12 protein-coding genes are annotated in these 13,550 nt (G+C 37.2%); 1 reads left to right on the top strand and 11 read right to left on the bottom strand.

What is annotated here, in order from left to right:
- Nucleotides 1–353: 353 nt before the first annotated feature.
- The 4 genes from AC4MRQ_RS20925 to AC4MRQ_RS20910 all read right to left on the bottom strand — a co-directional run bounded on the left by AC4MRQ_RS20925 (nt 354) and on the right by AC4MRQ_RS20910 (nt 4,327).
- A complete protein-coding gene (locus AC4MRQ_RS20925; protein ID WP_491199670.1) occupies nt 354–1,463 on the bottom strand; it encodes a linear amide C-N hydrolase in 1,110 nt (369 codons plus the stop codon).
- A 186-nt stretch (nt 1,464–1,649) separates the two neighbouring features.
- Entirely contained in the window at nt 1,650–2,642 is a 993-nt protein-coding gene (locus tag AC4MRQ_RS20920) for a hypothetical protein (RefSeq protein ID WP_491199669.1), read from the bottom strand.
- A gap of 402 nt (nt 2,643–3,044) precedes the next feature.
- Nucleotides 3,045–3,584 (bottom strand): DUF2867 domain-containing protein, encoded by a 540-nt coding sequence (locus AC4MRQ_RS20915; protein WP_491199668.1) that lies wholly within the window; start codon nt 3,582–3,584, stop codon nt 3,045–3,047.
- Between the two features lie 203 nt (nt 3,585–3,787).
- Nucleotides 3,788–4,327 carry a DUF8685 domain-containing protein gene (locus AC4MRQ_RS20910; RefSeq protein ID WP_491199667.1) on the bottom strand — a complete coding sequence of 180 codons (540 nt, stop codon included), beginning with the start codon at nt 4,325–4,327 and terminating at the stop codon, nt 3,788–3,790.
- 82 nt (nt 4,328–4,409) lie between these two features.
- Here AC4MRQ_RS20910 and AC4MRQ_RS20905 point away from each other — a divergent pair, with 82 nt between their 5' ends.
- Nucleotides 4,410–4,856: an META domain-containing protein gene (locus AC4MRQ_RS20905; protein ID WP_491199666.1), complete on the top strand. Its 447-nt coding sequence runs from the start codon at nt 4,410–4,412 to the stop codon at nt 4,854–4,856.
- Nucleotides 4,857–4,986: 130 nt separating this feature from the next.
- Here the strand turns inward: AC4MRQ_RS20905 and AC4MRQ_RS20900 are convergent, their stop codons facing one another.
- The 7 genes from AC4MRQ_RS20900 to AC4MRQ_RS20870 form a co-directional block, all read right to left on the bottom strand.
- Nucleotides 4,987–5,592 carry a LysO family transporter gene (locus AC4MRQ_RS20900; RefSeq protein WP_491199665.1) on the bottom strand — a complete coding sequence of 202 codons (606 nt, stop codon included), beginning with the start codon at nt 5,590–5,592 and terminating at the stop codon, nt 4,987–4,989.
- Nucleotide 5,593: 1 nt separating this feature from the next.
- Nucleotides 5,594–5,881, bottom strand: a complete 288-nt coding sequence (locus AC4MRQ_RS20895; RefSeq protein WP_491199664.1) for a LysO family transporter — start codon at nt 5,879–5,881, stop codon at nt 5,594–5,596.
- Nucleotides 5,882–5,966: 85 nt separating this feature from the next.
- Nucleotides 5,967–6,794, bottom strand: a complete 828-nt coding sequence (locus tag AC4MRQ_RS20890; protein WP_491199663.1) for a DUF4843 domain-containing protein — start codon at nt 6,792–6,794, stop codon at nt 5,967–5,969.
- A gap of 48 nt (nt 6,795–6,842) precedes the next feature.
- The gene (locus AC4MRQ_RS20885; RefSeq protein WP_491199662.1) at nt 6,843–8,342 is read right to left on the bottom strand and encodes a RagB/SusD family nutrient uptake outer membrane protein; all 1,500 of its coding nucleotides are present in this window, start codon (nt 8,340–8,342) and stop codon (nt 6,843–6,845) included.
- 19 nt (nt 8,343–8,361) lie between these two features.
- Nucleotides 8,362–11,730, bottom strand: coding sequence for a TonB-dependent receptor (locus AC4MRQ_RS20880; protein ID WP_491199661.1), 3,369 nt, complete (start codon nt 11,728–11,730; stop codon nt 8,362–8,364).
- Nucleotides 11,731–11,901: 171 nt separating this feature from the next.
- The gene (locus tag AC4MRQ_RS20875; RefSeq protein ID WP_491199660.1) at nt 11,902–12,888 is read right to left on the bottom strand and encodes a FecR family protein; all 987 of its coding nucleotides are present in this window, start codon (nt 12,886–12,888) and stop codon (nt 11,902–11,904) included.
- Nucleotides 12,889–12,959: 71 nt separating this feature from the next.
- A complete protein-coding gene (locus AC4MRQ_RS20870) occupies nt 12,960–13,493 on the bottom strand; it encodes an RNA polymerase sigma-70 factor (RefSeq protein WP_491199659.1) in 534 nt (177 codons plus the stop codon).
- Between the last annotated feature and the right edge of the window lie 57 nt (nt 13,494–13,550).

The raw sequence follows: 13,550 nt of genomic DNA, 5'->3' as shown, positions 1-13,550 counted from the left end.
GCAAAAATTCTTTAAATAGCGATGCTATTCGCATCATTTTTGCCTTGTCTGAGAGCTTAATTCTTCCAAAATAATTCACAAAAACAAAATTTAAACAGTTTCTAAGTTTAAGATAATATTGAGCTGCCAATTGGAGTTTACAATTAACAGCAATGCCTTATTGATTGACACAAAAATAAAGTGACCGAACGTAAGAATACCCGTGATGCAGGTGACTTTTTGTGTCTGTATGTTCAAATAAGAATACTATCTCCCCTTAACCATTAGCATTACGGCATTTGGTGAATATTCGTGCATTATAACATCGTCTTATTACACCTTTTTCAGTAAAAACACTTGTCATACCAGAGTCGTTAAAGGCCAATCATTTTTATGTCTTGCTCTTTTTTCTCGTCCAACTGAATATGCAATATTTCTTTTCCAATATTGGCAAAATCAATCTTTTTTAGATCAAGCTGACGCACGCGACGGTTATGTTGAGTATGGTAGTTTAGTTTCAAATCACTCAAGTTCCAGGCAGTGGTCCAAATGGTGGATGATCGCATCAGTTCATCATTATTTCCTTCGCTGGCTCCTTCGGCCCCATCAGGGCCTAATGGCAGTTGAAAATTATCCAGTATTCTGAATAGCTCATATGTTGCTTCTTCGGCATCATTTGTTGGTCTGGCTGTTTGCGACCATGCTACTGCCCTTACAAAACGAGATGGAGGTGTATTATCGCCAGGCAAGCCAATCATACCAGATCCGGCACCCAAAGGACCATAACTTACACCTTCAATTTCCTTTGCAGAGACTGCATACATCGAAAGATTAACATGATTACGCAAGTTAGTCATGTGCCAATCGTAATTAGGTGCATTGGTAATAACACCTAGTGGTGAATCATATATTTTCAACTTTCCGTCAGTGAATTCAAGAATGATTGACATGCCTTTTGCGTCGGTCACAATCCAGTGACCATCTACTACAATACCCAGTTTCTCTTCAACTACGCCAATTACAGTGACCGCGTTAATTCCAGCTTTTACCTCATTAACGCTGGCAAATTGTGTGAGAATATAATTGGGCAGTTCCTGAGCTGAAATGCAATTGGAGGCATTCGATTTGGTGTATTCAGGATATTTGGCAAACCCGGGATGATAGAATAAACCAACAGCCAATCCTTTTTCGTTCATACCATCTGCAATAAAATCTTTATGCAGCATATCCAGTCCTGCTACTCCGTATTTAGCGTGATAGATTTTGCCATTGTTGCCATCGGGTGTTAAACCATTAAAAGTAAATCCCCTGGGAATAATGGCTACTCTTGAGTTAAGGTCAAAGGCCCCCCACTCCATACTTCGGCCATAAACAACTTCATTGTTTTTAGCAATTAAACGAATACCTGTGCATGCATTGGAATTGAATTGTCCAACTAATAGTAATGATGCAACAACGAGTAAAAATGGAATTAATTTTTTCATGTGTCTATAATTTTCTTTCAGTTGTAACATGGAACTCGCCAATTTTGTCATGCTCCTGTGTAAGAAGCAATTCTCATGGTTCGTTTCATATTTTATCGAGTTAAGTTTATAATGATTGATTCCGGAATACATATGAGACGAATTAAAAGCCCGCTTTAGTTTAGGCTTTTAATCCGTTGTAGGTAATTATCTTCTCTTTGGCTTTTGAACAGGTCGTTTCTGTGGTTTGCTGGCCGGCTTAGAAGCTGGTTTTACGTTGCTTTTCTTAGCTGGAACTGCAGACTTATTGTTCTTCACATTACTTTTAGTAACGTTTTCTTTTGCTGTAGATTTCGCATTTTTATTGTTGGGTTTAGTCGTTCCAGGTGTTGCTTTCGCCGGAGTATTTGCTGCAGCATTTCTCTTGTAACTACCTTCTTTTTTATTAGCAATAACTGTATTAGAGGTATTTCTGTTGATATTGTAATTATTGTAAGTTTTATTGTTGTTAATAATGATGGTATTTCCACCTCTGCGACCACCGTGGTAATGACGATGATGGTGACGGTGTCTTCCAAAATAGATATTAATCGAAATTACGGGGTATGGACGATAATAAACCGGGTAATAGCCATAATAATAAGGTGGATAATAAGGCACGTAAACGGGTGAATAAATGTACTCAACAATTGGTTCAGATTCTATAACTACAACTTCGGCAGGCTGACTTTTCACAACGAGGGTATCAGGGCCTGAGTATGCCGGGTTAGCTGTAACAGCCTGCTTTTCTGTCATTGGTTCAATCACATAATCGTTACCGTACAATTGCTCATCGCCTACCATTTGAACCGATACTTTCTCATTTTCATCTTTCGATACCAGTATAACAGCAACATCCTGAACCTCATTTTCAGTAACATCCACCTGAAGAACAAAAACAAAATCATCTCCTTCTTGCTGAGTCTCAACTTTAATAAAGTCAACATTTCCATCAAGGTTCAGATCGAGGTTATTAATCCCTGTTTCCTCCTTGTTTAAAGAGGTTTCAAACTCCTCAATGGTTTTAGAATCCTGGAATAGATTCAGTACGGCGTATAAATCAAGGTTATCGCCTGGTAATCCGGTTCCTTCTTCATTCGTTGCATTCGTAGTTGCTATGGATAGCAGCATACCCAAGAGTAATAATCCAATTTTGCTCATCATTACAAGTTTAGTGTTAATAGATTTCTACAATTTTAGAATCATGCATTAAAACCTAAAGATCTCAATACACTGTTATAATTTTGGTTAACTAATTGACGCTTGGTAATCTTAATTTATTCAAGACTGTCTCTATTAATAAATTACACTGCTCATAAATCGGTCTTCTACTTATTCACTCTGGTTATAAAGCAGTAAATTGATATTTAGTGAACCTAAATTATAACTTTAACACGATGACAACCTTAACAAATGAATATTGCAATGTATAATTTGATAAATGAATGATTTTACATGAGGAATCAATTGAATTGATAGATGAAAATCAAACCAAATAATCTATGTTTCAATGAAATAAGTAATGATCTCTTTTATTTACAACAGTTGCTCAGAATATTTGATTTACCAACTTTTATGAAGAAGTTGCTTTTCCATCCTTTTTAGGATTCTCTTAATATAGAATCGGTGAAATGGTTTGATCAGATGAAAGTAAATCTTTCCTAAAGTATTATTAAAAATGACAGTCGTTACCAATTCCAGTTTAATATTATCATTAGCCTGATAGCTAATAAAGGAAAGTTTAAAATCAAGGTGTGAATCATTTTGCCCAGTTAAAAGTTCACGTTCATCTTTTTCCAGCACTTCAAAAATAGCTATACTCTCACCAACTTCTCCATTAAACTGGTATAAGCGGTCATATCTTGATCTCTTATCTGTTTTAGGCGCTGTCTTTAATCCTAATGGTTTAACAATGAATTCTCTCAAATGGAGCAGTATTGTAAATGACTTGGGAAAAGACAGAAAAAATGCGATCATCATATCTTTGGGTTTCGGAGCTGCATCTAATTCTTCTGATGTCAGTTGAAAATTATCCCAAAAGTCTGTTTCATCAATGTTTTTGCTAATTAAATAGCTTTTATCAAGTACAGCTTCTTTTACCATTTTAGTTACTTTAAAAGTACTGTCTGTTAACCTTGCATGTATAACACACATTGGTTTTAATACGTTGATTGGTAATAAATTTAGATCACTACAGATAAATTACTTAAGTAATATCAAAAGAAGAGGTGCCTGAGCTTAATATTAATAAAAGAGCGTGCTTAATATTTATTCAAAGCAACGCTCTTTTATGACTTAAAACTTAATTACTTCTTTCCGCTTCCTTTAAAGTAGTCTTCTTTATCAGCAAAAAGGACGTTAAAGGTGGTTAAGCTACCATATGCCCGGGTAATGTATTGTTGCATGTGCACCTTCTCTTCTTCATTTAAGGTGGCCGATGAATTAATGTTCTGCTCAAGCACACGCAGGCGATCTCGCACCATCACAATCTTTTTAAAGAATGTCTCCATTGGTATTTCTTTAGGCTGGAGCGAATCATTTGACGGATACATCATAATTTTGCCACCAATCCATTTCTGACCCAATTCGACTTCGGCTGGTAATGAACCATATTCATCCAAAACAGATGAAATAGCCTGTCGCAAATCACGAGCTGTAATGGTTTCTGGCTTACCGTCATCGGGACTTTCGATGATCGTCAGATTTGTACTTGTTTTGGGGATTTCCATTTTACCACCATCCTCAAAAAAAACAATGTAGGCACCTAAAGTAATCTGAGCAATAATACCTTCGCCATAACGGGGGTGTTCAACGCGAGTTCCTACTTTAATATCTATTGTATCCATAGTTATGAATATTTAAATTGCAATTAATATTGGCACGATATTTATTGCCTAAAATAATTAATCTAAATAAAATTGAATTAAAATGAAGAGACTATTTATTGCAATTGTAGGCTTGGGGTTCATGATAAGTTGTAAAACCACCCAAAATGCGAGTACCGCTCAGGTAAAGGAGCAAAAGCCAATAGAAGAACAGTTTGTAGAGGCTAACATTTGGAAATTAACATCCTTTGATGGTCAATTGCCCGATTCAGCTGGCTTTAGCCAAAAGACACCACAGCTGGTTATAAATATGGCTGAGAATAAAGCAGGTGGCAATAGTGGCTGTAATTCGTTTGGCGGCGAAGTTGTTGTTGAAGGTAATACGATCACCTTTGATAAGATATTTTCGACAAAAATGTATTGCGACGGTGTTCCCGAGATTGAGTTCTTTCAAATGTTGCAGCAACAATTAAATTTTAAGTTGGATAACAATGAGTTGCAACTAATAAAGGACGGAAAGGTGTTGATGGAGTTTAAGTTAAAAGAGTAAGAAAGTCAATTTTCCTTACTTCATTTTATTATTGACCTTCTATGTTGAAGCAAATTTAGATTACAACATAGAAGGTTATTATAGTACTTACTCTGAAAGAATTAAGAATGCTTGTAAGCATCAAAAGACATTACATTAATTCTAAAATCATGGTTACCAATACAGGTACCAGTATGGTTAGTGTAATTCCACTAAAAATGGCTATGATGCCATAGTCTTTACCTGTAAATTTAACTATAATGGGTAACGTTGTATCCATTGCAGTGGCTCCTCCGGTAGCAATACCAGCCAGTTTGCCAAAATACTTAACCAGCAGTGGTACAGCAAGCAATGTGATGATTTCCCGGAAAATATTTGATAATAGAGCAATAACGCCCAATTCCTGGCTATGTAACTGACCAATAAAAATGCTGGACAATGAATAGTAACCAAATCCTGCACCAACCGCCATAGCCTCTTTTACATTGATACCACTCAATATAATTGAAATAACAGATGTACCAACCAAACTGCCAATTACAACAGTGAGAGGTACCAATAACACCTTAAAATTGAGTTTCCTTAAAACATAGAAGGCATTTTTATCACTACCAATACTGATGCCAACCAAAAACATAAGAACAAACAGGGCGTATGTTGTTAAATCTTCATCCAACATCCAATCCGGGAATATATTATAAATTCCTCCAATCAATCCCACGGCAAAAAATGCTAATATAATCAGACTTCCTTTCATGTTAGCCCTCATTTTTAGTTTTGAAAAAGAAATGATATACCAGCCAGGCTAAAAAAACACTGCCGGTGACTGCTCCGAAGGTTAGCCAAAATGCCTGATAGCCAATTTTCGAAAAATTATTGATAATATCCTTATTGACTCCCACGGAGATTCCCAATAAAAACAATAGTAAATAAACCGACCAAGTGACGGCTATATCAATGTTTTTGCGGGTTTTATCCTTTTCCCGCAATATCCAACCAATGCCAATTCCTATGGCAAATAAAGCGATAACGATGTATGAAGTCATGCTGCAAAAATAGTCATTCCATATTAAAGCGAAGCGAGCCCGCCGAAACGGGCCCGCTTCAAATATAAATCCAAATCACACACTATTATTTCTTAACCATCTGACAAGTTTCTGCACACCATGGAAATGAACCGGTCGAACCATCATCACACACATAATCAAACTGTATGTAGTCTATAATGGAGTTTTCGTAATCTAAAACACCGATACAGTCGGTTGCAAACCACCAGGCTCCCCTGTCATCCCAACCAGAATCCAGTTTGTCACCTGCAGGAAATATTAGCTTAACAGCATCTGGGTTTGAAATATCTAAATGACATTCCATCCACATTTCAGCTCCCCAGAAACCATACATTTCATATACAAATGGATCATCTGTTCGTCTTAATTCACCATAATCACGACTCCAGCCATCACCCAAGTAATCATACTTTCCAATGAATTGAGCAATATCAAACTGCGCTTTTTGAATTGTAATAGTTGAAGGTGCTTGATGCAAGCGTAAATTATTATCAACACTATTAATGGCAAACACAATTTTCACAGATTCACCGTTCGGTAAAAATTCTGTATTATATGTAATAGGTAACGCAATTTTTGATTGATTTGCGGGTAAAACGATTGTACTCGACTCAATATCATACATATCGGAACTAGCCGTTGTTTCTACTTCATCAATTTCGATATTGATTGTTACATCGTAAGGTAATTTTTTACCAAAGGTCACAAAGTAAACATCATCCTGTGTTTCTGTTACCTCACCATCAACAACAAGAAAGTTTGCAGCATAGGATTCACTATCTAATTTAATGACAGTTGTTCCCTGATCCATATCAAACAGACCATCTACCTCACAAGCTGCAAATAAAGGTAGTATCAGCAAAAGATATATAGATTTTTTAAATGTCTTCATAGTTTAATTTTTTATGGAGTCAGCTAAGTGACTCCAAATGAATATTTCTTATAAAGCACCATTAGAATTTGTCTCAGCTTCTGGAATCGGGAAGAAAGCGTGTGATTCCAGATTGAAATTATCGGCTCCCGGTTTACCGCTGTTTCTCATTTTATCTTCTAATGTTGAATTACCCCAACGTCGTAAATCAAAGAAACGATGTCCTTCATAGGCCAATTCAACAGCTCTTTCATGCATGATACGATTTCGCATTTGCTCTTTTGTCAAGCCTGAAGGTAAAGCTGGCATGTCAGCACGATCGCGCACTTCATCAATAAATGGTTTAGCTGCGTCAGCAGTGCTTGATTCGTTAAGTGCTTCAGCATACATTAACAATACATCAGCGTAACGCATTACAGGAATATTCTGCGATGAATACCAGGCTGAATTCTCACTTTCCGGCACATCGCTTAGGGTGTATTTCCGGTAAATAGCCCTTTCTGAACCAGCACCGAATACCTCGTCAAAACTTTGTCCAAAAACATCTACATCGGGATCATCAAAAAACAGTGTAGCATATAAACGAGAATCATATTTACCTGTTGTCGCGATGGTACCTTCAGATTTGAATTCAGTCACCATATTTGGTGTAGCTTCGATATTACCCCATCCTCCTGTTTCGGGTGCAGAAGTAAATTTGGCACTTACATGACCAATGTGGCGGCCATTTGAACGAACGGCTGAATACTGAATTTCGAAAACAGATTCTTTATTGTTTTCATTGGAACCGTCAAAGTTGCTCATGAAATTATCGACTAATTCGTAACTGCCAATGCCATCTTCAACCAACTTCTTTAATTCTGTAGCCGCTTCGGCAAATTTGCCCTGATGGAGCAATGCTTTACCAAGAAAACCAATTGCAGCACCTTTGGTGGCACGTCCTACCCTTGAATTATCGTAGCTAGCTGGTAACACAGCTGCAGCATCGTTGAAATCCTGCTCTACTAAAGTCCAAACTGCATCACGCTCACTTAGAGGTTTAGCTAAATCTTCTTCACTGGTTGGTGCAGCATCCTGCAGGATTACTTTATCCCAGTTGTTTAGTACTCTGAAATGTAAAAAGCCTCTAAGAAATTTAGCTTCTGCAACAATCTGCTCTCGCTCTTCAGGTTTAATCTTATCATCAGACATTGCTCCCACTTTTTCAATCACCTGATTAGCGTGGTTTAAGCCTCTATAGGCATCCCACCAGTAGGTGGTAGAACGTGAATTACCAGCTGTATTAGTAAATGTTGAGATAGCTGTCCAATCGGCATATCGGTCAGGACCGGGCATACACATATCTGAACGGAAATGCTCCACTACAAAATTAACTTCGGTTACATTCCAGCGATCGCCGGCTCCTATCTGAGCATATACGGTAGCTAGTGCAGCTTCGGCATCTGTTACATTTCTATAAAATGCCTCTACAGTTAACTGGTCATCGGGTGTTGTTGTAAGGAAGTCATCCTCACAGCCCCAAGTGAACGGCATTAGTGCTAATAAGCTATATATAATATATTTCTTCATTGTTTTATTCTTTTGGGGGTTAGAAACTCATTTGAACTCCTACGATGTACATTTTAGAAATTGGATATAGTGCGGTATCAAGTCCGGGACTCCACACATCACTTCTTCCAATTTCAGGATCCTGACCTGAGTATTTTGTGAATGTAAACAGGTTTTGTCCACTCACATAAACTCTGGCCTTATTTATCTTGATACGTTGTGTTAAATCCTGAGGTAGTGTATAGCCTAATTGGATATTTTTAATTCTCATAAAGTCACCATCTTCAAGGAATCGGGTTGACTCGCGGCTATTCTGACTTGGGTCACCAATTACTGCCCGTGGAATGTCTGTATTTCTGTTATCTGGAGTCCAGGCATTCAGTGTTGAAGCAAACATGTTGCGATTTGTACGCATTGACTCATAATAATAACGGTTACCATTGTAAATTTTGTGCCCTGCAGCACCATGCATAAGTACTGATAAATCAAATGATTTATATGAAGCATCAATACTGAAACTGAAGTTATACTTTGGTATACCTACTCCGCTGAATACTTTATCATCCGGCGTTAATTTACCATCACCATCAACATCTTTAAAACGGATATCGCCTGGTTTAGCATCGGGTTGAATGACTGTACCTTCGCTATTAGTATGTGCTGATACTTCGTCTTCACTCTGGAAAATACCATCCATTTGATATAACCAATACGATCCCAGTGCATACCCAACTTTTGTTTGGTGAGCAAAGTGCTCTGAGTAATTTAAAGCAGCACCAGGAATACTTTCATCTTCGGTACCCATTTTAGTTACCTCATTCTTGGTAGTACTTAATGAACCAAATAGCGAATAATCTAATCCTCCAATTCTATTTTGATAATTTAATTCTAATTCAATACCACTGTTAACCATTTCTCCAAAATTAACGGTCGGTGTTCTCAAACCTGCTGAAGGAGGAATAGGCTTGTTAACCAGCATATCAGAGGTTGTATTATCATAGTAGTTTAATGCACCTGATAACTTATTATTGAAGAATCCGAAATCAACACCAATATTCATTGTAGCCGTTTTTTCCCATCGATATTCGCGATTTTCCAGATCTCTTGAAATGGTACCCGTCCAAACTGACTCGCCACGACCTTGTGAGTAAGCTCCAAACTCGTAGGTATAGCTACTCATTAACGGCAAATATCTGTAAAGACCTAAACTACCTTCATTACCTAAAATACCGTAACTGGCTCTCAGTTTAAGGTTGCTTAAGAAATCCTGGTTCTGAAGGAAACCTTCTTCTGACATTCTCCACCCTAATGCAACTGAAGGGAAAGTACCATAACGTGAATCTGGCCCGAACTTAGACGAACCATCACGACGGATAGTAGCCTGAATTAAATAACGATCGTTGTATGAATAATTAATTCGACCAACAATTGATGCACGGGTATATTCAGTTCTTGTTCCACCAACATCTTTATCGCCATCCATTCCAGCGTTTAAGGTGTTAAAATACTCATCCAAAAAGCCAGTTGGTACCTCGTCTGTTTCCAGGATAGGATCACCACTATCATTTAATTCAGCGCTATATTCATTTTTGAATCCTGTAATACTAGCTTCTACATAATCTGTAGTTGCTTTTTTAGTAATATAGCCAGCCATTAAGCCTAATTTATGCTTACCAAAGGTTTTATCGTATGTCAGGATATTATTGATGTTAATCTCGCGCCAGTTGTATCTTCTTTCCCATACTGAAGGATAAAATACTTCTTCCTTATCGTTGATATTATACGACGGATTATGTGAGAAAGAGTGTCTGTTACTATTATTTAAACCAGCTTCAAAGCGGAAATTTAAATCTTTTATAAGGTCAAAGGTCAAATAACCATTGGCAGTCAGGTATTCATCACGATACTGGCTATCGACGAAATGCTCGCGACCAACAGGATTGTTATTGGCAGGCATACCTAATTCATCCGTATTGGGATAACCAAATCCATCTTCGCGTGAATCGTCATAGATCGGCACCATTGGAAGAATCTCGTATGTTTCTTTGATACTCAATGACCGATTGTCCTGATCAGTTTCATTATAGCTGATGTTGATTCCTCCGTCTAACCAATCACCTTTAAAATCAATCTTCGAACGTAAGTTAGCTTTTTGGAAATCAGTTCCAATGATGGTACCCTCCTGATCTAACCAACCAGCAGATACATAATACTGTACATTTTCGGTACCACCTCTGAAGTTCACATTGTATTCCTGCATTGGTGCTTTACGGAAAACAGCTCCTAACCAATCAGTATCATAGTAATATGGCTCTGATAAATATTTTGGTTTTGATTCATCAGGATTATTGTCATACATCATGTTGGCAATTTTCATGTATTGCTCAGAATTAGCCATGTCCAGTTCTGATGTTTGTACCTGACTAGCCCATTTTGCCGACACGTCAACACTTAGTTTACCCTCTTTACCTCTCTTAGTTGTAATCAGGATAACACCATTGGCAGCTTCAGTACCGTAAATAGCTGCGGCCGCACCATCCTTTAATACTTCAATTGACTCGATATCAGCCGGATTCAGCATATACATGCTACCGGGAACATTATCAATAATAACTAATGGATCATTATCATTCAAAGTACTGGCACCACGGATTTTTATGTCCATACCAGCTCCTGGTCCTCCTCCAATTGCGGTAATGCTCACGCCAGCCATTCGTCCTTGCAGAGCTTCTGCCGGATTTGAAACGGCCACCTTGGTTAGCTTATCGCTTTTAACGCTAGCAACTGCGCCGGTAAGATCACTTTTCTTTTGTACTCCATAACCTACAGCAATTACTTCATTCAAACCAATTGATTCTTCAACCAATGTAATGTCAATCTGGGTACGTCCGCTTACTGCAATGGTTTGCGATTGAAAACCAATAAAAGAGAAGACAATATTCTTATCTGCTCCTTCTACTGTTAGCTCATATTCTCCATCAATATTGGTTATGGTACCGGTTGTTGTTCCTTCTATAAATACATTAACACCCGGTAATGGCTCTCCATCAACGCCAATAACTTTACCTTTAATGGTTTGCTTTATTTCTTGTTGAAAAGCAATAGCAGGCTTCTCTTCCAAAATAATAATGATTTTATCATTGACTTTATAGGTAAGTCCGGTACCTTTAAGTGCTTTGTCTAACACTTCATATAGCTCACCACTTTCGATGTTTTGAGCTATTTCTTTATCCAGGTTAACCTGGTCATCCTGATAAAAAATGGTAAATGTTGATTGTTTTTCGATCTCATTAAATACATATTGCAATGTATTTTGACCTCGTTTAAGGTTTAGTTTCACGTTCTGCGAATAACTTATTGCAGATACCTGAACCATTCCGAAAATCATTAAAACTACAGTCAGTTTCATAATCTTCCAAAATTTTGGGTTAAGACATGACACGCCACGTCTCATGCCATTCAATTTTTTTTTCATACTTTTGAATGATTTACTTTTAAACTTGTTTTAAATTTATCTGACCGGGATGATGTTGCCGCATCACTCCGGTCGCTTTTTTTGCGTATGATCCTAACTCATAGGCTATTCATTTATAAGATTGATATAAATTTTTCCATCTTTAGCTTTGTAATTGATTGGTGTTGTCATCTTTATAACATCCAATACCTGCCAAATCGTTTCGTTATTTCTGAATTTACCGGTAAAAGTTAAATCCTCAAATCCCACAGGATTATAAACTATATCAACATCATACCACCTCTCCAGTCGAACAACCATTTCTTTAAAAGGTGTACTTTTAAAGTGAAATCCTTTTTGCATCCAATTAGTGGCTAAGGTGATATCTGTATCATTGACATTAAGTTCTCCTTCTTTATAAATAGCTTTTTCTCCCGGTTTCAGGATGATTGCCTTTGTAGCAGAAGTTCCTCTTTTGTTCAGCGAGATACTTCCTTCTACTAACGTTGTTTCAATACGGTCAGCATCCGGGTAAGCCATTACATTAAATTCAGTTCCAAGCACCCTTACTTCAATCTCACCTGCTGTTACCTGGAAAGGGTGTTCTGCATTATGCTGCACCTCAAAATAACCCTCTCCTCTTAGTTCAACAGTGCGAAGTTCTTTATTGAACTGGGTTGGATAAATTAACTCAGAGCCGGCATTTAACCTGACAATAGTTCCATCGGCTAAATGGACAGTGGTTTTCGAGCCATTGGGTACAACAACTTTTGCAAAAGCTGTCGATTCTTCAATGTTATCAGGTAATTGAAATACAAAGTAACTTGCTATGGCTACAGTAATTGCTATTGCAGCAATTTTAATCAGTTCTTTACCCCATTTAGTTATAGAGCGAGTTGTTTGGGTTTGTCTCTTAAAATCACGCCATGCACTATCAACTTTTGGCATGCTTACCTCTTTAGTAGAATCCCATACATCCTTAAATTGGAAATAATGGCGTTTGTTGCTTTCGGACTGATTAATCCACTCTTTTAAAACCTTTAATTCGGCCTCCGAAGCTGTTTTATCGAGGCTTTTAATAATCAGGTTTTCTATATCGTTTAATTCTTTCATCTGTCTTTATTCTAATCTCAAGACAGGTGAGTTTCGAAAACTACGTCAACTTTTAATGAAAAAATTAAAATTTATCTGACTGGTTGATACGCCAGTTCTCGTAATTTGTTAATACAACGATAAATACGCGTTTCGACGGTGCGTAAAGGAATATTTAATTTATTGGCAATTTCTTTATTTTTTAAGCCCTTAAAACGACTTAAATCAATAATATCCTGGCAAACATCCGGTAATTCACGAATTAATTTACGGATAATTTCAACTTGTTCTTCCTGCAAAATACTCTTTTCATCGCGGTAGTAATCGACTTCCATTTCTTTTAACTCTGCATGTATAGAATGATGATGCCGGGAATGAATGTTTACCTGCTCAAGGTGATTCATCGATAAGTTATAAACAACCTTGAACAGATAGGCCTTTAAAGAAACAGTTGCAATTATATTTGATCGGTTTTCCCACAATTTTATAAAAGCTTCTTGCACTACATCAGAAGCTATATCATTTCGATGCACGAATTTTTTCGCGTAAAGAACAAGATTGGTATAATGCATTTGAAAAAGTTGTTCAAACTCTTTCTTTGATTGTATTTGTTTTATTTCTTGCATTTAACGTCAGTTCGTCTAAAAACTTATTGCACTTCCATAATTTGAATTAAAAATAAT

The sequence above is a fragment of the Carboxylicivirga sp. genome (assembly GCF_982718395.1).
This window is presented reverse-complemented; position numbering and strand designations above follow the sequence as displayed.

Bases quoted from the DNA above. Each gene is read 5' to 3' on its own strand.
- AC4MRQ_RS20920 (WP_491199669.1), bottom strand. From the start codon at position 2,642: ATGAGCAAAATTGGATTATTACTCTTGGGTATGCTGCTATCCATAGCA.
- AC4MRQ_RS20910 (WP_491199667.1), bottom strand. From the start codon at position 4,327: ATGGATACAATAGATATTAAAGTAGGAACTCGCGTTGAACACCCCCGT.
- AC4MRQ_RS20875 (WP_491199660.1), bottom strand. From the start codon at position 12,888: ATGAAAGAATTAAACGATATAGAAAACCTGATTATTAAAAGCCTCGAT.
- AC4MRQ_RS20925 (WP_491199670.1), bottom strand. From the start codon at position 1,463: ATGAAAAAATTAATTCCATTTTTACTCGTTGTTGCATCATTACTATTA.
- AC4MRQ_RS20915 (WP_491199668.1), bottom strand. From the start codon at position 3,584: ATGGTAAAAGAAGCTGTACTTGATAAAAGCTATTTAATTAGCAAAAAC.
- AC4MRQ_RS20905 (WP_491199666.1), top strand. From the start codon at position 4,410: ATGAAGAGACTATTTATTGCAATTGTAGGCTTGGGGTTCATGATAAGT.
- AC4MRQ_RS20895 (WP_491199664.1), bottom strand. From the start codon at position 5,881: ATGACTTCATACATCGTTATCGCTTTATTTGCCATAGGAATTGGCATT.
- AC4MRQ_RS20885 (WP_491199662.1), bottom strand. From the start codon at position 8,342: ATGAAGAAATATATTATATATAGCTTATTAGCACTAATGCCGTTCACT.
- AC4MRQ_RS20870 (WP_491199659.1), bottom strand. From the start codon at position 13,493: ATGCAAGAAATAAAACAAATACAATCAAAGAAAGAGTTTGAACAACTT.
- AC4MRQ_RS20890 (WP_491199663.1), bottom strand. From the start codon at position 6,794: ATGAAGACATTTAAAAAATCTATATATCTTTTGCTGATACTACCTTTA.
- AC4MRQ_RS20880 (WP_491199661.1), bottom strand. From the start codon at position 11,730: ATGAAACTGACTGTAGTTTTAATGATTTTCGGAATGGTTCAGGTATCT.
- AC4MRQ_RS20900 (WP_491199665.1), bottom strand. From the start codon at position 5,592: ATGAAAGGAAGTCTGATTATATTAGCATTTTTTGCCGTGGGATTGATT.